The organism is Vibrio nigripulchritudo, assembly GCF_027924785.1.
Taxonomy (GTDB): Bacteria; Pseudomonadota; Gammaproteobacteria; order Enterobacterales; family Vibrionaceae; genus Vibrio; species Vibrio nigripulchritudo.
The window spans coordinates 2,953,769-2,975,351 of record NZ_AP027049.1 but is presented as its reverse complement, the minus strand read 5'-3'; the positions used below and the strand labels follow the sequence as shown (position 1 = coordinate 2,975,351).

20 protein-coding genes and 1 other RNA gene are annotated in these 21,583 nt (G+C 43.6%); 10 read left to right on the top strand and 11 right to left on the bottom strand.

Annotation, left to right across the window (positions count from 1 at the left end):
* Positions 1 to 4 precede the first annotated feature (4 nt).
* On the bottom strand, positions 5 to 883 hold the full coding sequence (locus QMG91_RS13640; RefSeq protein ID WP_281827106.1) for a hypothetical protein: 879 nt from the start codon (positions 881 to 883) through the stop codon (positions 5 to 7).
* A gap of 347 nt (positions 884 to 1,230) precedes the next feature.
* Here QMG91_RS13640 and QMG91_RS13635 point away from each other — a divergent pair, with 347 nt between their 5' ends.
* From QMG91_RS13635 to QMG91_RS13620, 4 genes are read left to right on the top strand one after another with little or no spacing between them, the layout of a single operon-like run.
* Positions 1,231 to 1,728 carry a PAAR domain-containing protein gene (locus QMG91_RS13635; protein WP_281827104.1) on the top strand — a complete coding sequence of 166 codons (498 nt, stop codon included), beginning with the start codon at positions 1,231 to 1,233 and terminating at the stop codon, positions 1,726 to 1,728.
* A 12-nt stretch (positions 1,729 to 1,740) separates the two neighbouring features.
* Positions 1,741 to 2,292 carry a DUF4123 domain-containing protein gene (locus QMG91_RS13630; protein WP_281827102.1) on the top strand — a complete coding sequence of 184 codons (552 nt, stop codon included), beginning with the start codon at positions 1,741 to 1,743 and terminating at the stop codon, positions 2,290 to 2,292.
* Positions 2,293 to 6,069 carry a hypothetical protein gene (locus tag QMG91_RS13625; RefSeq protein WP_281827100.1) on the top strand — a complete coding sequence of 1,259 codons (3,777 nt, stop codon included), beginning with the start codon at positions 2,293 to 2,295 and terminating at the stop codon, positions 6,067 to 6,069.
* Positions 6,054 to 7,178 carry an SEL1-like repeat protein gene (locus QMG91_RS13620; RefSeq protein WP_281827098.1) on the top strand — a complete coding sequence of 375 codons (1,125 nt, stop codon included), beginning with the start codon at positions 6,054 to 6,056 and terminating at the stop codon, positions 7,176 to 7,178. The genes QMG91_RS13625 and QMG91_RS13620 overlap by 16 nt, the downstream gene beginning before the upstream one ends.
* Before the next feature lie 202 nt (positions 7,179 to 7,380).
* Here QMG91_RS13620 and QMG91_RS13615 read toward each other — a convergent pair whose 3' ends face one another.
* The 5 genes from QMG91_RS13615 to QMG91_RS13595 form a co-directional block, all read right to left on the bottom strand.
* Entirely contained in the window at positions 7,381 to 8,082 is a 702-nt protein-coding gene (locus QMG91_RS13615; protein ID WP_281827096.1) for a lipoate--protein ligase family protein, read from the bottom strand.
* Positions 8,083 to 8,179: 97 nt separating this feature from the next.
* Positions 8,180 to 9,025 carry a tetratricopeptide repeat protein gene (locus QMG91_RS13610; RefSeq protein ID WP_281827095.1) on the bottom strand — a complete coding sequence of 282 codons (846 nt, stop codon included), beginning with the start codon at positions 9,023 to 9,025 and terminating at the stop codon, positions 8,180 to 8,182.
* Between the two features lie 254 nt (positions 9,026 to 9,279).
* Positions 9,280 to 9,647, bottom strand: a transfer-messenger RNA (tmRNA) gene (ssrA, locus tag QMG91_RS13605).
* Positions 9,648 to 9,715: 68 nt separating this feature from the next.
* On the bottom strand, positions 9,716 to 10,201 hold the full coding sequence (smpB, locus tag QMG91_RS13600) for an SsrA-binding protein SmpB (RefSeq protein WP_004408524.1): 486 nt from the start codon (positions 10,199 to 10,201) through the stop codon (positions 9,716 to 9,718).
* Between the two features lie 18 nt (positions 10,202 to 10,219).
* Positions 10,220 to 11,566, bottom strand: coding sequence for a response regulator (locus QMG91_RS13595; RefSeq protein ID WP_281827091.1), 1,347 nt, complete (start codon positions 11,564 to 11,566; stop codon positions 10,220 to 10,222).
* 170 nt (positions 11,567 to 11,736) lie between these two features.
* Here QMG91_RS13595 and QMG91_RS13590 point away from each other — a divergent pair, with 170 nt between their 5' ends.
* Both QMG91_RS13590 and QMG91_RS13585 read left to right on the top strand, forming a co-directional pair.
* The gene (locus QMG91_RS13590) at positions 11,737 to 12,168 is read left to right on the top strand and encodes an SRPBCC family protein (RefSeq protein WP_004408522.1); all 432 of its coding nucleotides are present in this window, start codon (positions 11,737 to 11,739) and stop codon (positions 12,166 to 12,168) included.
* Positions 12,168 to 12,491, top strand: coding sequence for an RnfH family protein (locus QMG91_RS13585; protein ID WP_004408520.1), 324 nt, complete (start codon positions 12,168 to 12,170; stop codon positions 12,489 to 12,491). Before QMG91_RS13590 ends, QMG91_RS13585 begins: the two co-directional genes overlap by 1 nt.
* Before the next feature lie 99 nt (positions 12,492 to 12,590).
* On the opposite strand, the gene bamE is transcribed toward QMG91_RS13585, so the two are convergent.
* Both bamE and QMG91_RS13575 read right to left on the bottom strand, forming a co-directional pair.
* The gene (gene bamE / locus QMG91_RS13580) at positions 12,591 to 12,950 is read right to left on the bottom strand and encodes an outer membrane protein assembly factor BamE (RefSeq protein ID WP_004408518.1); all 360 of its coding nucleotides are present in this window, start codon (positions 12,948 to 12,950) and stop codon (positions 12,591 to 12,593) included.
* 227 nt (positions 12,951 to 13,177) lie between these two features.
* Positions 13,178 to 14,479: a YncE family protein gene (locus QMG91_RS13575; RefSeq protein ID WP_281827088.1), complete on the bottom strand. Its 1,302-nt coding sequence runs from the start codon at positions 14,477 to 14,479 to the stop codon at positions 13,178 to 13,180.
* A 142-nt stretch (positions 14,480 to 14,621) separates the two neighbouring features.
* Here QMG91_RS13575 and QMG91_RS13570 point away from each other — a divergent pair, with 142 nt between their 5' ends.
* Genes QMG91_RS13570 through QMG91_RS13560 form a run of 3 tightly spaced genes read left to right on the top strand, consistent with a single transcriptional unit; the run spans position 14,622 to position 17,480 of the window.
* A complete protein-coding gene (locus QMG91_RS13570; RefSeq protein ID WP_281827087.1) occupies positions 14,622 to 15,812 on the top strand; it encodes a TonB-dependent receptor in 1,191 nt (396 codons plus the stop codon).
* The gene (locus QMG91_RS13565) at positions 15,802 to 16,698 is read left to right on the top strand and encodes a metal ABC transporter solute-binding protein, Zn/Mn family (protein ID WP_281827085.1); all 897 of its coding nucleotides are present in this window, start codon (positions 15,802 to 15,804) and stop codon (positions 16,696 to 16,698) included. The genes QMG91_RS13570 and QMG91_RS13565 overlap by 11 nt, the downstream gene beginning before the upstream one ends.
* A gap of 2 nt (positions 16,699 to 16,700) precedes the next feature.
* Positions 16,701 to 17,480, top strand: a complete 780-nt coding sequence (locus tag QMG91_RS13560) for a metal ABC transporter permease (RefSeq protein ID WP_281827083.1) — start codon at positions 16,701 to 16,703, stop codon at positions 17,478 to 17,480.
* A gap of 116 nt (positions 17,481 to 17,596) precedes the next feature.
* Here QMG91_RS13560 and recN read toward each other — a convergent pair whose 3' ends face one another.
* Both recN and nadK read right to left on the bottom strand, forming a co-directional pair.
* Positions 17,597 to 19,261, bottom strand: a complete 1,665-nt coding sequence (recN, locus tag QMG91_RS13555) for a DNA repair protein RecN (RefSeq protein ID WP_281827081.1) — start codon at positions 19,259 to 19,261, stop codon at positions 17,597 to 17,599.
* A 165-nt stretch (positions 19,262 to 19,426) separates the two neighbouring features.
* Complete coding sequence (gene nadK / locus QMG91_RS13550; RefSeq protein WP_004408506.1) at positions 19,427 to 20,311, bottom strand: NAD(+) kinase; 885 nt, start codon at positions 20,309 to 20,311, stop codon at positions 19,427 to 19,429.
* A 152-nt stretch (positions 20,312 to 20,463) separates the two neighbouring features.
* Between nadK and grpE the strand changes: the two genes are divergently transcribed.
* Entirely contained in the window at positions 20,464 to 21,063 is a 600-nt protein-coding gene (gene grpE / locus QMG91_RS13545; protein ID WP_004408505.1) for a nucleotide exchange factor GrpE, read from the top strand.
* Positions 21,064 to 21,154: 91 nt separating this feature from the next.
* Here grpE and QMG91_RS13540 read toward each other — a convergent pair whose 3' ends face one another.
* Positions 21,155 to 21,565 (bottom strand): type IV pilin protein, encoded by a 411-nt coding sequence (locus QMG91_RS13540; RefSeq protein WP_022591658.1) that lies wholly within the window; start codon positions 21,563 to 21,565, stop codon positions 21,155 to 21,157.
* Positions 21,566 to 21,583 lie beyond the last annotated feature (18 nt).

Genomic DNA, 21,583 nt, shown 5'->3' with positions numbered 1-21,583 from the left:
ATTTTTAGAGGAGGTTAATAGATTTACTCAAAATGATGTTCTTAAAGACAACCAGAAACCCAATGGGGAGTAACACCGTTTTTAAGATAAATAGGGCGATGAGTTCCATCAGACTGATGATGGAGTCTTCTACACTGTTCTGGATAATGTCTAGCCTTTGTGTGTGTGATCTCAGCTTTCCTGTCAGGCTATCCCAGCTATCTCGAATGGAACCCATAAAACCGGATTCTTCCGTTTCTTGCTCAATGGAAGACGGATCGGAGGCTTGCTGAACCAGCATGGTCACTTCTTCAATGTAATTTGCGCGTGATTCAATCTGCTTATCCAGAAACAGGGTATCGATAGCAATATTCAAACCCAAAGAAATCACCACCGCAAAGCGAATAAGGACCATAAATTTAAACGCGCTGAACCAGTGTTTCCGATAGCTTTGCATGACAGACGACCACATGGCTAACAGCAAACCCAGTGCACAAAATGCCAGTAACGCATTAGCTAAATGGGACGACATCATCAATAGCAGTACCTTTTGCAATGCCAGCGAGCCCACGGAAAGTGTCATAACCCAAGCAAACTTATCTATCAGATCGCTCACTGGGTTTAGTACCTGCCCCAACGTTACAGACGCAACTCCAACCGATACTTCCGCGCTTTTTACCAGCGAAATTGCCGCATCTAACGTTCTCGCCGTAGCAAAACTGGCACCCGCAACCAACATGCTTTCATTGACCATTTCATGGGCTTTCTCGTCGGTGACTCGCACAAAACCTAAAGCGGTAATGGCGATGATCAACAACGTCATCCAAAACTTTTTGGTATCGGATAACCCTGTTCCTGACGAGGAAGGTGCAGGTTGAGAGGGTAGTTGGTCAGAATGGTCCATAAAAACAAGTCCATGAAAAAGAGGTAGGTGCATTATAACGACCAATATTAGTGGTGCATGTTAAGAATTCACGAAAAGTGGATGAGAGAACCAACAAACGGTGCAGAATCTAAAGGTAGGAATGATCATGTTAATATTATCAATAAAATCTTATAAATTAGTGAGTTAGTCGGATCTTGGAGTAAAAATGCGGCAGAAATCAACCTGCGGGCATGCCTAATAATCGTTCTAATTGTCTGAAAACGCTCATTATGTTAGGTTCGCGCGCTGATAAGGAATACATTTCATATTGACCAATTTGACATTAGGGCAATAGCCCTCTGCTAAACCGTGCGAAGGATATCAAAATGGGAAAGCCTGCAGCTCACATCGGTTCTGCTCATACCTGCCCCGCAGTAACAGGAAAGATCCCTCATGTAGGAGGACCAGTCGCTGCTGGATCTCCAAATGTTTTTGTTGGAGGCATGCCCGCCGCCCGTCAGGGCGACATGTGCGTTTGTGTTGGACCACCTGACAGCATTGCAGCAGGCTCATCCGGCGTATTTATTAACGGCAAACCAGCTGCCCGTCAGGGAGATGGCACATCGCATGGTGGCTCGGTCGCTTCGGGTAATCCGACTGTGTTGATAGGTGAAAAATCCAGTGGAGTAATGGGTGGCGGTGGTTCTTCCGGGACTTCAAAAACCAATCGGAAGCAGGAAGAAGATAGCCGAGAGTTGCCCAGCGCGGGTGAGTGGGTAAGTGTACAAACACTCGTCGAGCTTGCGGTGGCAGATCAACTAACAGCCGTTTTCTGTAATCGTTCTTCCGGTGGACATTGCCCATATTGCGGCAATGGTTGCTAGTAAGGGGGGCTCGTGAATAAACTCAAAGCACTATTGGCAAACAGTGCTCTTAATCATTGGATAGTTGTCGACGCTATTCGAGTACCTGATATAGAAGAACAGATTTATCTTCATGAACCAGATTCAGAAGCTTTTAAGCTTTATGATGAAAGCCCGTTTCAGGAATTTCGCAAACAAAGCCCTGTGATATTCCAATATTTTGGTGCCAAGGGTTTATCTGACCAGCTTTTTAATGACTTTGCATTTCGTACAAGCAGCGTCATGTTTTCTGCAAGCGCAGAGGTTTCGCCTTATCGTATTCTCAAACACCTACAATCACTAATGGTTGTGAATATCGACAGCAAGAAAACTTTGCTTCGGTTTTATTCAAGTAAGTTCTGGAATTCTTCATTAGGAAAAATGGACCAAAGTGATATCGATACACTTTTAGGACCTAGTCGATACGTTAGTTGGGTAAATGAAAACAAAGAACTTGTGATTTATCAGGGGAATGAAGTAAGCGAACCCAAATCAAACAATGAAATATTGGACTTAAATTCGAGCTATTTTTTGGAATTGATATAAATGATAATCACAAAAGACATCTGCGTAATTGAAAACAACGACCCTGTCTCGTTAATATCTCGAAAATTTGGTTTAAGCGTCGATATTGTAAAAGAACTTAACAGTAGCCAGCTCAAGTATTCGGATTTTTATTCGCTAACAAAAGAAACTGTTGAAGCTGGTAATGCTAGCGAGGCTGAGAAACGCACTCCCCTTCCCGACGAACCAAATGAGCGCGCGTGTGGCAATGAAATATGCTCAGAAAAGAAAGCAGACTTTGTTGACATTCTCTACGTGCCTGCCCACCCGAGTAACGGAGAACCTCGTTGGTACGCTATTACAAAAGAGGCACAAGAAGTCATTAAAAAAGAGCAAGACCTGCTTAGTGGCGCGGTGTCTAAGGACCCCAATGCAACACTCTCAAAAATGAATGAACTTGGACTTCTATCAAAATTTCAAACTGCACCTCATGAAGCATTTTTGGAAAACCCTAACGACAAAGAGAGATACAGAGATGTATTACGAAAGCTCGTTGCGCTGCGTTCAGGTGCTGCAGAATATGCAAAAAATGGTGAAGCGGGTTACGTCATTTATATTGCTGAAGAAGAAGGTATAGATTACGTAAGCTTGTTAGATAGAAGTATTACTTGGGAAAACGTAAAGCAGTACTTTCTTAAGATACTTCCTTATGTCTCACCTCCCACTGGCGTATTATTAAATTGGGCTATGGAAGATGAGAAAAAAATCAGCCTAATCGAGAGTGCTCGCTGGCGAGTGCAGGCAAAATTGGTTGATCACTTACAAGATGAAATAGATAGGTTGGAATACTTAGCTGAAAGAAGTGCCAAAACCAAAAATAGTGATGATGGAACTGCATTTGTCTACGATACGAACCTCAAATACTTTACTAGTGAACGGCAAAAGGACATCGCCGCAAGAGTAAAACAGCTTTTTCGAGGAAGACCATATAAAGACCAAGATATGTCCTTAAACTCCCATGCTGATGCGTTGCGAAAATACGATAAATTTTGGGATGAAGATGCAAAAGATACGGCAGATTTTATTTTCAATGAAGAACCTATTACGCGTGGAATGCCACAAAACGTAAGGATGTACCACTCCTTTATTAAGTCATTAAACAAACTGAATATATATGGCTACCTTATTAAGGAGCAAATACTGACTAAGGATGAGTTGTTTGGAGGAAGTGGTACTCAGTTTGGTCCAAATTCCCTTAATAACTCTTCTCGCTATAAACACTTTAGAGAAAGCGCTTGGTTTTCAGACAAAGCTGTCCCGATTGAAATTGAAGATGAACAGGATGTCCGTGAGGCACTGACTCAAGAGTTAGGCTTACAAAGTCTAAGAGGTGTCGATTCAGAAGTACGCTCCAACCTAATTGCAGAGAAATCTAAACAAGTTAACTGGTCTTATTACCCAACATTAGCGGTTATCGGAACTATTGATGCCACACTATCTGAATGGCTTGGCGACTTAAGAACCGTTCTTGCTAACCAGGGAGGAAGTACTGCTTCCGCCATTCCAGACATATTCAGTGAATTTGTTTGGGTAAAAGCAATTGCAAAAGCTCGCCTAGAAAACTTGAAAAACATAGCGAAAGAGCGTGCTGAAGTAGAAGGCAGCAAAATATACAACCATTATTTGGACCGAATGAACATCGATACGGTGCCAAAAACATTCCAAGTTTTATGGGATGAAACAAAATTTGTCGCAAGTAGAAAGAATATAGGTTTATTTCGGACTGATTCTGGGGCAGCAGATTTGCAAGTCGTGGAGTGTTCTCTTCTTTCAGATGGTAATGTGTATTGGGTTAGGGGCCCAAGTTGGTTTATTCCTTCATCGCAAAGTGAAATAGCGAAAGCAAAAGGACACGTAAAGGACGTAACAGAAAAGGTTGGGCTTGTAGACCCTATGCATTCTCCTGAGCTGACACTAGGAGATGCGTTAAAAGCGATCAAAGATGGAGCTTTATCATCGCTATCAGGACCTAAGTTAAATTTAAAGCTAGAAGTAGATAAATTTGAGTCAAAAGCATTCTGGCAGGATTCATATCACTGGCAAGGAGGCATGCATGAAGAAAAATCAGCCTATATCGCCAATGCACAAGCCCAGTTTTTCCGATTTACATCAAGCACCGAGGGTACGCTGAAGTTACCTGCAACGCAAGTGAGCGGGATTGATGTAAACCGAGACCTAACTGGGGGTGGTTCAATAGGGATGCGACTTAACATTTTAAGTGCTCAGTTGCATTTTGCTACTTGGTTTCCCTTAAATAACGATGCTAATAAACCCGCCAAAGATGTCGAAGGTATTCGATTAGATATTCCATACATCGCCAAACTGCCTCAGCAAGATGCCGTGGAAGAAAGGATCTTCGACGGCGGTGAACTTTTCATGAAAGTGTCTGCAACCGTATACGGGACAGCAGGGGCAAGTTGTAACCTATCAGCTCAGCTATCTTATGGACCTTCAGCAACAGAACAGGGAAGTGTTGGAGTTCGAGGGCAGGCATTTAACGTCGCGAGTTACAACGAGCAAGTAAATGCCCATGCTTCAGCAAGAGTACATGATACCAACATGAAAATTCCCAAGGGTGTGGCACAAGCCGGTGCTAAAGTGGACCTTTTTGCAGGTGTTGAAGCTGGTGGAAATATCAACGCAGATGTTTACTGGAGACCTCCAACAATAACTATTTCAGGCATCGCACACAAAGGGAGCACATTAAAGCTCGGCAGTGTCGGTACGCAGTTAGCTGGTAATTACGGAATCGGCTTTTCAGGTGAATTTCGCTTAGTGTTAGACAACGGGGTATTGACCATAATTACAGCAGCAAAAGTGGTATGTGGACCTGGTGTCTCAGGTAAGTTTTCATTTGCACTCAACGCCATTAATGCCGACCGATTTATTGCACACTTGCTAAGTATTTTGAAAGAATCGGGTTTCCGATACATTCGATTCTTTGGCGAAAAGGATGAACATGGTAAAAATGAGGCATTCGAGGAGCTGAACCAAAGCCTAACCCTAGCAGTTTGTCTCGGGCTCACATTAGGTGAAGTGCTTTTACTTCCTGCCACATCCTATAACTCTTACAAATTCGATATTCTACAAGAAGATTATGCGCCTACCATAGCTCGCCATATTTTGGATAAGTCTCAAAAAGGCACACAGGCTTGGGTGAAAAACTTACCACCAGAGACGCTAAGTAACCTGTTTTCTTGCTTGATTAACGCAAAAGAAAAGGGTTGGTTTGAATCAGTTGAAGAGGAAAAGAAAAGATTTCTAGAAAAACTCAATATGGCGAAAGCGTTGGCTCAATTATTTGACTGGATTAAACCTTCAGTACCAAACAAAGAGAATAACCACAAAGTATGTCGGCAATTAGAAGAAGCGCTTATAAGGATGGACTCTAATTTGGAAGAAAATAAATCGCCTTTACTTCAATGGGAAAAATTGGCTGATAGTTGGAGAATGATAGATTTGTTTATTCATCTTCTAGATCAACGAAAAAATATAATTGATAGCGATGATAAAGTTCTAGTAAGAGAAATTAACAACGATTTAATATTAGTGAAGTCAAGGATTAATGAGAGCATTGGCGTTCTTAATGATGAGTACTTTTTGTTTAGATATGTTAGCTCATCAAGTGGGACATACTATCGCACGGTGAAAAAAGATATATCTTATGAAAGTGGAAAGCTAATTGAAAAGCAAAAATTACTTAAAAATGCTTACAGTTCAGATTCGAGATGGAGTATGGTGAAGTGGGAAATAAAATAAAAATAATAATATATTCAATATTATTAATCCTTATTGCGATTACTTTGCTTTTTCTGTTTGTTTTTGTTAGGAATATATACGACAGGTTACCTACTGATTTTCAAGAAGAGCGAATAAACAATCCTCATGTTTTTATGAGCCTTCTAGAAGATAAGGGGTATACGAGAGGACTAAGCAGTGATCCGTATATTTCAAGCGCCTACCGACCAGAGGATAAATTATACGAGCCAATACTGGCAGTACAGCAGGGGCGTTGGGATGATGCGCAAGAACTTCTTGAACCTTTAGTTATGGCGGGTGATACCACTGCCATGTTTTGGTTGGCAGAGATTAATTACTCCACAGGTGCTTTCTCAGGAACCTATGGTGCAACCTTATTTAAAAAGGCCGCAAAACTAGGTAACCCATATGCAGCCTTAAAATTAGATAGTGACAACAAAGAGTGCCAACGTTTTATGGGCAGGCATTGCAGTAAAGAGTGGGGCGACCTTGCTGAAAAATTGCTAGAAGAACGAGTAGCCAATGGTGACTACAAAGCGCGTTATGCATTGAGCCGATACCGAGGTTGGAACTCTAAAGAAGACTTTAGTGAGGCTGCTGAAGTCGCATTGGTTAGCGCAAGAAATCACTATCTCCAGCCGCTGTATAAATTAGCTTTTCCTAATTATGAGGGGGTTAATTTAGAGAGAGAAAAATTTGAAAAGGAGATACTACAATTAATTTTGCATCATAATTACCCCCCTGCATTAACAATGCTGTACTATAGTGAATATGGATACTCAAAAGAATACAAAGATACTATTTTCAGAAATTATGGGTTGTTAGTTGGTCACAAAGATTTGAATATATTAGAATATTATTCTGATACATATGGTAATGATAAAAGTAAACTAATTTTTAGCTTGGCAGTTTCTATGCTTTCTAATACATACAGAGGGGAGTTTGGTGGTAGGGTAGAATACTGGGAATTTGAACGTAGATATCTTGACCCTAATGATAAATTCACTGAAGAAGAAATTAATGAAGCTAAAATTTTATTTGAAGAAATGAAAAGCAAAGCTACTCCCGTGATTTATATTGATGAAATTGAACCAAGAAGATATCTATAGTTTTTACTAATTTCAGACTTGATCTGACAGTTACCCTCTTTGTGACTGTCAGATCATATCCGGGCTAACTTCCCACATTCTAATGTTTCTACTGGTGTTCTATCATAATACTCTATACTGATTTCAGATGTTCCAGCATTTACTCTGTCTATTAGTTAGCTATTACTTTATATAAGATAATACCAGCCCACTGGACATCTAATTATGCATATTTCAAAAAAGCTTCTGTAAGAAGTTGAAATAGCGTATCCGTGTTGGGTTTACTTTCTAAATGTTCAAACAATGACGTATGAACCCCTGCTTCTATCTTGCCACTATGACCGCATAGTTGGTTGCATAGGTTCACGGGCTGAACGATTTCATCCATTACGGCATCTACCAAAATACAGGCTTGTGAAAGTACGACTCTGCCACCGTCTTTTTTCAGCAGTACCCTTTGTGCGGTTCCTACGATCTTTCTTCCATTTATGTTCAGGTTGTAATCGCCATCGCAATAAGAACCTGGTGTGGCATGGATTTCCGTTTTCACCCCTAACGATTCAAAGAACTTGGTGAGTACTAAACACAATTTCTGATAAGAGATTTGAATGTCATAGGGGGAATCTTCATTCCAATGGTAGATATGGGATAGGTTTATAATGCCTGGAATTTGTGGGACAGGAGCGCCGCCTGTTTTCCGAGATATCAGTCGCCATCCGAGATCACTGAGCCCGTTTTCCAGTTCCGCCGATGTCTTCCACTTTTTACCCGAAGGCAACACCAGCGTAGCGCTCTTGGATTGCCATAGCATTAGAACTTGCGAAAGCACACCAGATTGAACCTGCTTGAGCAACTCGCTTTCCTTTTCAAAAACATCTTCGACTTCAATACTTTTAAAACGAACGAGCTTATTTTTAGATGCCATAGAACTACCAAAGAGAACTTCTTAGAGTCTTTGATAGTAATCTTAAATGCGGTGCAATTGAAAGATGGTTACAAATGCTAAATACCTGATGATCGTACTATATTTCTTCCTGTTGAATGAGAGCTTCAAAGCGAGGGTTACCATGTAAGCCTTCCAAGTCCGGTTCGCTGTAAATTAGGTCACGGATAGATGGGCTCGCTTCAATCGCGCGTTCGATATCCTCGATCGCTTGTTCTTCTGCCCCTAAACGCGAATACGCACAAGCACGCTGATACAGCGCAGGGCCATTGGTTTCATCCAACGCGAGTACTCGGTTACTTAAGCTGAGTGCCCAGTGGTATTCCTTAATTTCCATCGCCGCATCAGCTTTGTAGGTAAGAGCTTCCAAATCGCCAGGTCGAATAGACAAGATCTCATCGTAGACATCGATACGCTCATCCGCCGTCGGCATGCTTTGCGCGCGCAGCCACAAGTTGTGGATTTCATTAATGATTTCAATTTCTTTGTTGTTTTCACTAATGATGCGCGTTTTCCGTTTCAAATCTCGCTCTAGTGCTACGAATTTTCGCTCGTACTCACTGGCAATTTTTTCCAGCCGTTCTTCCGCCATTTTGCGTGTGTTGTATTTGATTTCTCTAAGCGACTGCCAGCCGATAAACGCAATCAGTGACGCGACACCTGCAATAATGTAGAAAAAGTAGGTCACGGTAACGTTGGCATAATTCAATGACTTGTCTGCGACTTCCAATTCCCTGTCCGTAATTTGCACCACCAAGCGCCTTTCTAAATCTTGCTGATCCTGTCGAAGGGATTTCAGCTCATCCAAGATATACCTTTCCACCAAAGGCTTATCGAGAATGTCTTTTTCGGAGTAGGGTTCTTGCTGTGCAAACGCGGAGGAAAGCATGGCAAGCGAACTCAGCAGCATAAATAAAATTCGCATCAATTTTGCCTTGTAACTTGTTGTTAATGTTTTATTTACAAGATAGCAAATAACAGGGTTGGGTACAGTAGGGAAGAGAAAGTTTGTTGCTCACCTATACATATTTGGTATTTACAAAATAAGTAATCGATTAGAACAGTCGAAAACACAGATGTTTCGATATAACAAGCAGGTTAGTGATTTGAAGAGTTCGTGAAGCTTAAAAGAAACAAAAAGCCCGCTAACTCTATGAGCTAGCGGGCTTTCCAAACGTTTGGTGGAGCTGGCGGGAGTTGAACCCGCGTCCGAAAATCATTCATCATTGGTACTACATGCTTAGTCGATCTTTAATTTCGCCACCCACCTGCGAACCGACACGCTAATGAATGACTAGCCTGAATTAGAATTCGTCGTTCATCTCTCAGGCGGGAGAATCCGGACTAGCGCGTTTGGGTTTGATCTCTCGTTGGTCCCCGTCTTACGTGCGGAAGCTAGGGCGAGAGAGCTCTGAGCAGGTTATTAAGCTGCTAGTGCGTAGTTTTCGTCGTTTGCGACTATTTTTTTGCGGCTTTTTTACGAGGCCTACCGCACCTCGGCATGCACCTCAGACTGCAGTATTCCCGTCGAATCCTAAATCAGCCCCAAAGTGTAGGTTGCATAGTACCAGAAAAGCTTAACGTGTCTAGCACTGTGCAACTCAAGTGGTCAAGATTAGCGCAGATTGCTCTTCATAACTCGAGCTTTATCGCGAGCCCAATCTTTTTCTTTCATATCAGTACGTTTGTCGTGCAGTTTTTTACCTTTGGCGACACCCACTTTTATTTTTACCCAAGAACGGGACCAATACATAGTGGTTGCAACTAGAGTCATGCCTTCACGGTTTACTCTGCCAAAGAGATTGTCGATTTCACGACGAGACATCAGCAGTTTGCGGACACGTGTTGGGTTAGCAACGATGTGGGTACTTGCTTGTTGTAGTGGAATGATGCTCATCCCACTAATGAATGCTTCACCATCGCGGATATATACATAGCTTTCGGCGATGTTGGCTTTACCTTGGCGCAGGGATTTCACTTCCCAACCCTGAAGTTCAAGACCAGCTTCGATTTCGTCGTCAATGAAATATTCGTGGCGAGCTCGTTTGTTTTGCGCGATGGTATTGCTACCCGCTTTTGATTTTGAGTTTTTCTTTGCCATAACAGGCGCATTATATGCCTAGTCTCCCATTAGGGAAAGACTATTCTCGTGGAGTTGGTGCAAGCTTTGCTGATTTTTAGAGCCCTGTAAGTGCTTGATGCTGATATGAATAAGGGACTGTGACAGCAGGCTGTCTTCTTTGGCGGCTAAACCCATAGCATTTTGTAGCATCTGATGTGTGAATTCATCCATCTCTAGTCGTCTGCCTGCGTCCAACAACAGCATTGCTCTAGGTAAGCTAAACGCTTGACCAGCCATTCTTTCGATTCGGTTTTGTATCTCAAGAATTTCATCCATCAATTTATTTTCTGATTGATTTGCCTGATTCCAAAGTGCGAGTAGCTCGAAGATGGATTTTTCCAACTCTAATCGTTTGGTTTTAGTCGGGAATTTTGCCCATTGCTCTTTTATGGCGTTTATGCCGTCTTGGTTTGATTTTTCTAGTGCCCATAAGATAAGCATCTTAATATCGCTATCGAGTGCGATGGAGGTGGGGGCGATCTTTTCAAATGACTGAGCAATTTTAGCCTGCCTTTGCGGACAGTCAGGATCAACCAGATGAAGCCACACATTTTGCATAAGTCGAATCAAAGACGTTGGGTATTTATCAAGGTTGTGCTGCAACGATTTGCTAAGAGGTTGCATCTGTTTTTGTTGGAGCAGCATTTTGCTGTATACGTCTGCAACTTCTTGCGGCAACTCGATTCGCCCTGCTTCTTGCGATACCAACTCAAAACTCTCTTTCGGAGAGATATGTTCGAAGTTAAGGTCGTGGATTGTGGCACTCAATACAGGGTTCTTGAGCTGTATATTCACTTTTTGACACAAATTGGAAGCGAGCTTAAATAGCCCTCGTTCTTTCAGCTTGTTTGCCAAGATAAGGGTAATACGCAGGATGTGTGTGCGTGTTTTGGCGAGCTTCAAGCCCGATGCAGCGATTTTTATACCGCTCTGTTTATATGAAGTAAGTACGGTGTTTAACGCTTTTTTGAACTGATAGTGCTCGCTAACGATCCGATCCAGCCTGTCTATCAGAATGGGTTTACGTTCGATTTGGTGTACGCCCAAATCTAGAAAGCTTTCTTTTACATAACGAGTTGAATCTGAAGAAAGTGCGATAAGTGTGGTGGTGTCGGGAAGCAAATTTTGTATACGCACGGCTTCTAGCAAGTCCAGACCAGTACTTCCTTGCCCCAAATTTTGGTCGATGAAGATAAGATCGAATTCACGTTGGCTGATAAGCCAGATACCTTTTTCAGCATTTGAGCTGAAAGTGATATTGTTTTCTTTCAAACCAATCTTTACCAACATTCGCGTCATAGCCAGTTGCGTGGTCGGGCAGTCTTCAATAATCAAAACTTTCATAGGGAGGTTGCGTGAAGTACCATAAGGTGAGGTTGAAAGAGCTGGTGTTGGTAACATAGCCAGAGTCAGCTCGATATTATAGGACGATTGAATCAGTCACGATATTGTCATATAACTGAAAACCCTAAGTTATTTTGTACAACCCCAATGTTTTGTTTAAGTGGGAAAATATGCCGCAAGTGACCCGCAGCGCGTTAGTGCCGTTTAGCGCTGAACAGATGTTTAACCTGGTGAATGATGTTGCCAGCTACCCCAATTTTCTTCCTGGATGTTCTGGTTCAAGAATTATAGAAAACTCGGAAACCGCTATGGTGGCATCGGTTGATGTGTCTAAAGCTGGGATTAGCAAGACATTTACAACGTCTAATCAACTGGAAACGGGGCGAAAGATCTTGATGCAACTGGTGGATGGTCCTTTTAAGCATCTCCACGGCGGTTGGGAATTTACGCCGTTGGATGAGACGGCATGTAAGGTCGAACTGAAACTCGAGTTTGAGTTCACCAGTAAGCTCGTTGAGATGGCGTTTGGCAAAGTGTTTAACGAGCTGACCAATAATATGGTGAATGCCTTTACCCAGCGTGCGAAACAGGTGTACGTGTAATGAGTAGTGAACCGAACATGATCCACGTAGAAGTGGTGTACGCATTACCGTTAGAACAGCGGGTGATCACCCTAGCGGTGGAAGCGGAAATGACGGTGAAAGAAATCATCGAGCAATCTGGAGTGATGGATATCTACCCCGAGATTGATTTGGCTAAGAACAAAGTTGGCGTGTTCAGTCGCAATGTGAAGCTGGATTCGACAGTGATGGACAAAGACAGAATTGAAATTTATCGCCCACTTTTGGCTGATCCGAAAGAAATTCGTAGAAAACGCGCTGAGCAAGCCAAGCAAGAAGCCGAGCAGGCAAAGGAAAAATCGTAGATTTGGCGTTACCAAGCGATTTAGTTAATGGCTCAATGAATTCAAAGTAAAAAGGCTCGTCATATGACGAGCCTTTTTTGATCTGGTGTGGCGATTGGATTAGTAAACGCCTTCGAAGAAATTAGCACCGGTTGGGAAGTCGCCTTCAACTTTAACCAGCCTTTCATTGTTGTCGAAACGAACGAAGAGGTTTTTCTGAATCGAGTCATCATGCCCTTTGGTGTGATGATAGATGTAGTACCACGTATTTGGGTATCCGTTTTCTACCAGCATTGGAGAACCCAACACGAAGCGAACCTGTTCTTTAGACATGCCGAACTTAAGCTGATCCACAGCGTTTTGTTCAATGTAATTCCCTTGGTTGATATCGATTCGGTAAACCAGTTTTTCTGCAACCGAGCAACCCGTTAACATGGTAAGCGCTAATGGTACGGCAATGATCCACTTCTTAAATTGCATAGTTATTGTGTTCTTTATTACTTAGTTTAAGTTCTCGGGCAAAATGATAATCACCTTTGCCCAAGAAGTAAAAATTATCTTGCCATCCTTTGGCAAACTCAACGTCGAGGGAATCGAAATGCCCATAACGAGTGTATGACCATAGTTATAGCGATAAGTTGCATCGTAAAAAAGACAATTAGCGCAGTGGTTAACTGCGCTGTGATTTGATTAACATTGTGGCGGTATTAATGATGATGTTCTTGCTGGGTTGTTCCTACCCAAGTAATTAGGTGAGGAATGAAGCTTAATTCGTGCGTTTTGACAGTTGGCTGCTGACCAAGCTCTACTTCAAACAACTTTTTGTTCTTTGGATCAGTAACAAATACATGATTGTTGCGTTTGTCATGAACAATGCTGAATTTTTGGCCTTGATCTAAAGTCGGTGCCGTTTCCCAAATCTGAACTTCGGACGCAAGTTCGAAGTTTTTAGCTGGGTCAAAAGCTTTCAATTTGCCATTAGAAGAAAGTACCAAGAATGCAGAGTCGATACTAGTATAGGCAAGGTATTCTTCAGTATCGGCTTCTTTCCAATTGATTTCCGTCAAAGCACCTTGATCATTAAGTTGAAAAGCCTGAAGTGCCGCCGTAACAAAAAGAAGTTTATCTGCACTCTTAAATCCTAGAACTTTAACGATGCGTGAGTTTGCAACCAGAGTCGTCGGATTTGGAACTTTACTGAATTGCGGCGAACCTCCCGGGTTATCAATGACAACAACACCGTCGTTACATGCAAACGCAACCTGAGTTTTAGATTGTGCACTGCCGTGTAAAGAAGGACAGTTATCCGTGGCTATACTCAATTCGTGGAAATGGTCGTTGTGAAGTTCTAGTGCGAGAACTTTGTTTGGCAGGCGAGGGTCTACCGCGTTATCAACTATCCCGGTGAAAACATGCTCACCAAATATCTGAGCCGTCCCGTGTACAGCATAGTTAAACGGATAGCTCGCGACATGACTAGTGGTACCAATGGTTGCATCATCAATCACTCTAAACTCTGCATTTACTCCTGTCTTTGAATCACCATCAAAGAACAGAGCGGCTTGGCTACCTGCAAGATCATAATGGGTTGGTGCTGTGCTCTCATATTTTCCGTTTATCAGTGAAGGCTTCTCTGAATGTAAATGGAAATGGTCACCGTGTGCTTCGGCAGAAATACCACTGTCTATCACTTCTACTATGTTTTGTCTGCGCTGAAAGGCTAAGGCGTATCGACCATCAGGGCTGGTTTTTAATGCCGACGGTGAATGGGTCATCGCGAACTGGTCGACGACCCCAAAATTGTTCGCATTTAATACATAAACGCTGTTGCTATTGAATTCACTCACCGCAACTCGGCTAAAGCTCTCAGTGCTCTGGTGATTATCTTGCTTATTGTCTTGTGCCGCCGTATCGGTTTTGTTTTCACCGTCTGAACAGCCGCTGGCAAAAGCGGCAACAGATAAGGCGAGAAGTGTTTTTTTTCCAAATAGATTAGAAGCAAAGTGCATGTGACTTCCTTTTCGAATGTTCATGAATATGTTGAATGAGAATTATTCAATGTCTGATTGACTTTGCGGGATGTTATAACATAGCATTTGCGATATTCAACTAATTTCGCAATTAATAAATATTTACATTTCAGAGGTATAGGTGAAAAAGTTCTCTTTAAATGCGTTTTGTACGGCTTCAATTCTTGGCTTGATTTCTCCATTAGCAATCAGTGCACCTGACGTTGATCTTGGCGTCGTTTTGGATGGGGCATATCAAAGTGAAGCTCGCCAATGGGGAATGCGAGATAAAGGCTTTGGTCTTGGGCATTCCGAAATCTTACTCAGCAACAATATAGACCAGAACTTTCGCGGTCAGTTGATTGCTGTGGTGGCATCTCACGGCGGAAAAACTGAATTTGAAGTAGAAGAGGCTTTTGTAGAAACCCTAAGTCTTCCAGCAGGTATAAAGGTTAAAGCTGGCAGAATGCTGTCAAATGTGGGTTATTTAAACAGCAAGCACTTACACGAAGATGCCTTTAGTGACAGACCCGCCGTCTATCGCGCAGTATTTGGCAGTCACTACTTTGATGATGGCATTCAGCTATCATGGTTAGCACCAACAGAAACGTTTGTTGCGGCAAGTTTTGAAGTGTTCGGAGGGAAAGAGTGGGATGTAGGGTACACCGATCCCGCGACAGTCGGAGTTTACACCGCAAATCTTCAAATTGGTGACGACGTGAATGACTCGAACAGTTGGCGAGTCGGTCTGAGCACCCTATACAATGCAAACGGTCTCGGATTCGCGGCTGAGGAAACCTCTGGTTCTTCACATCATCATTCTTCTCATGATCATTCCTCTCACAGCCATGGTGACCACGGTCATTCACACGGTCCAACCGTCACAGGAAAATGGTTACACGGTATTGATATGACCTGGAAGTGGGCGCCGAATGGTAACTACAAGCAGGAAAACCTCCGAGTGACGGCTGAAGCCTGGTTTATTAACGACCGATACGATGAACGAATGGAATCTATTCCAAATGCAAATGATCAGGCACACGGGTGGTATGCGGAGCTGGCTTATCAGTTTTCGCCAAACTGGACTATCAGTGGACGTTATGGGGAGGTGGATGCAGTAACGGGGCAAGTGCACTGGCACGTGGATCATCACCATGGAGAATTAACGAAATCTGATATTCAGGAAACGGATATAGCGTTGGACTGGCATGGTTCTCACTTCGGGCGAGTGCGCGCTCAGGTAACCCGTGAGCAACTCACAAGTAAATCTCAGAACATCTTCACCATTCAATACATTATGTCTTTCGGAGCGCACCCTGCTCATGCTTTCTAAATTTTTTCTGACAAGTGGTTTGCTGGTTACCTCTCTTTCTGTAAACGCAAGCCTGAACGTGTTTACCTGCCAACCTGATTGGGCATCCTTGGTCAAACAACACGCGCCAAATGCAGAAGTCTTCTCGGCGACCACTGCAATGCAGGACCCGCACTACATTCAGGCAAGACCATCACTGATTTCTAAAATGCGTAAAGCGGATTTAGTGGTGTGTTCAGGAGCTGAATTAGAAATCGGTTGGCTGCCAGAATTGCAACGTCAGAGTCGAAACAGAAATGTACAGAATGGTAAAGACGGGCTGTTCTGGGTAACCGACTACGTAAAAATGTTGGACACTCACGACCACGTCGATCGTTCAATGGGGGATGTACACAGCCACGGCAACCCTCACGTTCAGTTCGCGGTAGCGGATATCCCCAATGTATCCAAAGCCTTAGTAGAAAGGCTTGCGAAAATCGATCCTGAAAACCGAGCGTTGTACAAAGGGGAAGGAGTAAAGTTTCGTGCAAACTGGCGTAAGCACATGTCACGATGGCAGAAGCAGGGCGAAGCATTAAAGGGCATGCAGCTAGTAGGTTACCACGAAACCCATCGCTATCTATTTGCATGGCTTGGTATTAAGCAAATCGCAGATTTAGAGCCAAAACCGGGGCTGCCACCGACAGTCGCACATTTGAATTCCCTCAGCTCCATCAGTTCAGATGACGCCGCGGGCATTGTATATTCCAGTCACCAACCTACCGATGCTTCAGACTGGCTGTCTCAGCGTACTGGTCTGCCAGTGGCAGAACTGGCACAGAGTGTAGGCGGGCGTGCCAATACGGATACGTTAGCCACACTTGTTGATGACAGCATTGTTCAACTACTCAGTTTGCAAAGGCAGTAGCAGTGGCTTATTCGTGGATGGTTGCTCCCGCTTTAGTAGGGCTATTTGCTTTGTTCGCCAACATTATTCTTGGGCGGCAGGTGCTTCAGCGCGGCGTGATATTTATAGATTTGGCGATGGCCCAAATTGCGGCGCTGGGTGTTTTATTTGTTGAACTTTCAGCGGGGCATGCGGGCGTTGACTTCACAACAAAGCTGTTGGCATCCTGGCTACTCACTGTTCCGGCGGCTCTTTTGCTTAGCTGGCTAGAAGACAAAGTAAAACATCATCTTGAAGCGCTAATTGGCTTGCTTTACGTGTTGGCTGCGTGTGCTGCTGTGATTATGGTGAGCCACAACCCACATGGTAAAGAGATGATCTCGGCGCTTTTAAATGGGCGACTTTTGTGGAGCAGCCCAAGCGACATTTTGCCAGTTTTTTGTGTTGCATTTATTCTCGCGATCGTTCAAATCTGGCGACCAAGCTGGCTTTCTGGTCGTGGTTTTTATGTACTTTTTGCTTTGGCCATCCCGGCTCTGGTGATAAGCCTTGGAGTCTATTTAGAATTTGCTTGTCTGATAATTCCCGCTTTGGCAGTAATCATGAGTGGCAGCCGTCTTATTTGGTTGAGTGCGTTGGCAATCGGTGTAATTGGTGGCGTGGGGGGATTTTATGCATCTCTGCTTTGGGATTATCCCATTGGTCCCAGTGTTGTGTTAGCTATGGCAGCAACAGGCTTTGTCTACCTTTTGGTGTCAAAGCTTTCGGTTGGAAGAGTCCCTCAGCGTCAACCCGCAGACTAATCAATTCCATGAACTCAGTCGTAATAAAAGCGCGTAGCTAAGAGATTGAAACGTGGAAAAAGAACGCTTAATCAAAGATGATGGAGCGTTCTTTTATTATGAGGGAACCATTGAAACTAAGCCGCAATCAATAGTTCTTTAGCATTGGCTAATGTACTGTCAGTGATCTGGCTACCACCAAGCAATCTGGCCAGCTCTGCGACGCGTTGGTCCTGATCTAGGTTGTTCATTTTAGTTTCTGTCTTTCCGCCTTTGGTGTTTTTCGCCACAAACAACTGTTGGTGACCACAGCCTGCAACTTGCGGTAAGTGAGTAACACACAGGACTTGCGTCGATTCACCTAGTTTACGTAGCATTTTACCCACCACTGCGGCTGTTGGACCGCTGATACCCACGTCGACTTCATCGAAAATCAGGCTAGGGGTATCTACTTTCTGGGCGGTAATGACCTGAATCGCCAAAGAAATTCGAGAAAGCTCACCACCAGATGCCACTTTGGCTATTGGCTGTAGAGGCTGACCTGGGTTGGTCGAAACCAAGAATGTCACTTGGTCGATGCCAAGCGGAGAGGCGTGGTTTTCATCGCGAACCACATCAATGCAGAATTTGGCTTTCTCCATGCTGAGTTCATGCATGCTTTGAGAAATGAGCTTGTTCAGTTCTTTGGCATAACGTTGGCGTGATTTATTCAGTTTTTCAGCCGTTGTCAAAAACTTCAGGCGCTTATCTTCTACTTCTTGCGCCAGAGCATCCAGTTTTTCATCCGAGCAGTCCAGAGCTTCGATTTGCTTGAGAAGATCTTGATGATGTTGGTAAAGCTCTTCTGGCATGACATGGTGTTTGCGTGCCGTCGACATCACCTTGGAGAAACGATCTTCAACATACGCCATGCGTGCGGGATCGACGTCGATACTGTCTAAGTAGTGTCGAAGTTCGCTGTTGGCTTCTTCAAGCTGGATGATGGCTTCCGCGATCATGTCTGGCAGAGCGGTTAATTTTTCATCCAGTTCAGCGAGCTGAATCATAGACTGGTTGGCGCTTTGCAAAATGCCCAGTGCGTTGACATCATCACCTTCATAAATTAATTCAATGGCTTGTTGGCAGGTAGAAGCCAGTTCACCGCTGTTAGACAAGCGCTTGTGTTCTTGTTCGAGCTCGACAAATTCTTCTTCACCGATAGCAAGTTCATTAAGTTCTTTGATCTGGTATTCGAGCAACTGCTTTTGCGCCAGATTTTCCTGGCTGTTTTGTTTGAGTTGCTTAAGATGATTGTCTGCCTGACGCCAGGTCTGATAGTGGTTTTTGGTTTTATTCAGCAGGTTTAAATGCCCAGCGTATTGGTCCAGCATGGAAAGCTGATATTCGCTTTTCATCAATTGATGATGTGCATGTTGTCCGTGAATATTGATGAGGAGCTGCCCAAGTGCTTTAAGCTGCGAAGCTGGCACTGGGCTGCCATTGATGAAGGCTCTTGAACGGCCTTCTTTGGTGATAACTCGTCTCAGGATGCATTCGCTGCCATCCATTAAGTCGTTATCTTCTAGCCAACGCGTTGCGTGAATATTGTTGTCCAGTAGGAACGAGGCGCTGATGTCGGTTTTTTCTTCGCCCTGACGAACCGAGCTTGCTTCTGCTCGATCGCCTAAACATAAGCCCAGAGCATCAATAGCAATGGATTTACCTGCACCGGTCTCGCCGGTAATCGTTGTCATGCCTTTGGCAAGTTCTAGCTGTAAAGACTTAACAATCGCAAAATTATTAACACTTAAATGAGCCAGCATTTTATTTACCTGTATAACTGAACAATACTGTATAAGAGTATATACTGTTTCTTTATACAGTAAAGTTGTACAGGTATATTTTTTTACGAATCCGAATTTTTGTGAGCGTTCTCAACCGCATGGCTGTAACTCTATGTTTTCTCGAGTAACGCAAACAAACTCGTACTAAAAAAGCTTGCTCGCCCAGCCCAGCTTATTACGTAGAACATGGTAGTAGCTGTAATCTTCTGGGTGAATCAGCTTAAGCACATTCGGGCTTTGGTAAATATGGATTTCATCGCCGGGTGACACGGGTAATGATATCTGACCATCGCAGCTGATTTCCTGAGTGCCTCGGTTGTCTGGTGAAATTAATAGCTTAATTCTGCGGTTTCCATCCACCACCAATGGGCGGCTGGACAAGGTGTGTGGAAACATGGGAACCAGAGAAATGGCATTCAAACTTGGTGATAAAATAGGGCCACCGCCTGATAGTGAATAAGCGGTAGAGCCAGTTGGCGTCGATACGATCAAGCCATCGGATCGCTGAGAAAAGGCAAATCGGTCATCAATATAGACTTCGAACTCGATCATATGCGCCACCTGACCTGGGTGAAGCACCGCTTCGTTTAATGCAGCATTGTGGCTTTTGACCTGCCCATGGCGGTGTACCTCGGCTTCAAGCAGGAAGCGATTTTCTTCCATAAACTCGCCTTTCAGTACTTTGGAAAGTGCCTTCTCAAATTCTTCCGGATCCAGGTCTGTTAAAAACCCTAGGTTGCCGCGGTTTACACCAATCACAGAAATATCGAATCTCGACAGGACGCGAGCGGCACCGAGCATGTTTCCATCACCACCCACAACAATGGCCAGATCGGCTTTTTTACCAATGTTTACTAAGCTGGTGAAATGAGAGTGGTCGATGTCGTTTAGGATTTCCTGAAGTCGGTCATCAATAAGGACTGAGTAGCCTTCTTTTGTGAGCCAATGATACAACTCTTTGTGTGTTTGAACGGCTTTGCTGTCACGGGGTTTGCCTATAATTGCGATGACTTCAAAAGGCTTTGGCATAGAGAAAATCCGTTGTCTGAGGTTATTGTGCTTGAAACGCAAATCTTCATCCCCATAATAAAGGCAAGTTGAAGAACTATGCGAGTATTTTTGTCTCAAAATTGTGAGCATATCATCGCATAAGTAGTTGAATTCTGAATTCTGGAGATATCATGAGCAACGAAGAAAACAAGGTTAAAGAAGAAGAGCTAGAGCAACAAGAAACTGCAGAAGAAGTGGAAGCAGTTGGCTCAGATGCCGATATCGATTGGAACGAAGAGTCAGAGCAAGACGAAACGGAAGCGAAAATCGCACAGCTAGAAGCGGCACTGCTGACCAGTGAAGCGAAAGTGAAAGAGCAGCAAGAGTCTGTTCTTCGTGCAAAAGCGGACGTAGAAAACATGCGTCGTCGTACCGAGCAGGAAATCGACAAAGCGCGTAAATATGCTCTGAACAAGTTCTCTGAGGAACTTCTCCCTGTTATTGATAACTTAGAGCGTGCGATTCAGGCGGCAGATGCTGAAAACGAAGCGGTGAAACCTCTTCTTGAAGGTGTTGAGCTAACCCATAAAACATTTGTTGATGTGGTTGCCAAGTTTGGCTTGAAAGAAATCAACCCTGAAGGCGAAGTGTTTAACCCTGAATACCACCAGGCAATGTCGATTCAAGAAAGCCCGGATCATGAATCAAACACCGTTATGCTAGTGATGCAGAAAGGTTACGAGTTGAACGGTCGTGTGATTCGCCCAGCGATGGTGATGGTAGCGAAGTAAATTTTGCTCAATAAAATTGATTGATTAAATACCCGCCGAGCGCGGGTATTTTTTTGAATAATGCTAATTGCTTACTACGGTTGGTATAGGTTTACCAGCAGGTATTGGGAAGAGAAGTGCCGTCTGCTTTTAATGTCAGTGTTCCGCACTGATCATTATTCTGCCCTTTTGCGATTTTAGGTGTCGCGGTGATTGTATACCCTCCCGCAGATGTCACAGCGAAGGTGTATCTGTCATCAGAAGTATCGCATATGGTGCAGGTTGACCCTGACATGATGGAGGACCAGGAGTAACCGTTGTTGTATAGCTGCTCAAGACTGAGCTGAATTTTGACCAGATCCGCCATGGCCTGATTTCTATGTCCTTGATAAACATAGTTGTTGAAAGATGGATATGCGATGGCTGCGAATATCGCAACGATAGAAACGGCGATCAAAAGTTCGAGCAATGTCATTCCTTTGCCCTTCTTTTTGCTCTGTTTACATCTTTTTATTCGAATCATTTCCATAACTTCCTTCAA

Coding starts and splice junctions, on each gene's coding strand:
- QMG91_RS13595 (WP_281827091.1), bottom strand. CDS start 11,566: ATGAAAGTTTTGATTATTGAAGACTGCCCGACCACGCAACTGGCTATG.
- QMG91_RS13625 (WP_281827100.1), top strand. CDS start 2,293: ATGATAATCACAAAAGACATCTGCGTAATTGAAAACAACGACCCTGTC.
- smpB (WP_004408524.1), bottom strand. CDS start 10,201: ATGGCAAAGAAAAACTCAAAATCAAAAGCGGGTAGCAATACCATCGCG.
- QMG91_RS13615 (WP_281827096.1), bottom strand. CDS start 8,082: ATGGCATCTAAAAATAAGCTCGTTCGTTTTAAAAGTATTGAAGTCGAA.
- grpE (WP_004408505.1), top strand. CDS start 20,464: ATGAGCAACGAAGAAAACAAGGTTAAAGAAGAAGAGCTAGAGCAACAA.
- QMG91_RS13540 (WP_022591658.1), bottom strand. CDS start 21,565: ATGATTCGAATAAAAAGATGTAAACAGAGCAAAAAGAAGGGCAAAGGA.
- QMG91_RS13590 (WP_004408522.1), top strand. CDS start 11,737: ATGCCGCAAGTGACCCGCAGCGCGTTAGTGCCGTTTAGCGCTGAACAG.
- QMG91_RS13565 (WP_281827085.1), top strand. CDS start 15,802: ATGCTTTCTAAATTTTTTCTGACAAGTGGTTTGCTGGTTACCTCTCTT.
- bamE (WP_004408518.1), bottom strand. CDS start 12,950: ATGCAATTTAAGAAGTGGATCATTGCCGTACCATTAGCGCTTACCATG.
- QMG91_RS13635 (WP_281827104.1), top strand. CDS start 1,231: ATGGGAAAGCCTGCAGCTCACATCGGTTCTGCTCATACCTGCCCCGCA.
- nadK (WP_004408506.1), bottom strand. CDS start 20,311: ATGCCAAAGCCTTTTGAAGTCATCGCAATTATAGGCAAACCCCGTGAC.
- recN (WP_281827081.1), bottom strand. CDS start 19,261: ATGCTGGCTCATTTAAGTGTTAATAATTTTGCGATTGTTAAGTCTTTA.
- QMG91_RS13575 (WP_281827088.1), bottom strand. CDS start 14,479: ATGCACTTTGCTTCTAATCTATTTGGAAAAAAAACACTTCTCGCCTTA.
- QMG91_RS13640 (WP_281827106.1), bottom strand. CDS start 883: ATGGACCATTCTGACCAACTACCCTCTCAACCTGCACCTTCCTCGTCA.
- QMG91_RS13585 (WP_004408520.1), top strand. CDS start 12,168: ATGAGTAGTGAACCGAACATGATCCACGTAGAAGTGGTGTACGCATTA.
- QMG91_RS13610 (WP_281827095.1), bottom strand. CDS start 9,025: ATGCGAATTTTATTTATGCTGCTGAGTTCGCTTGCCATGCTTTCCTCC.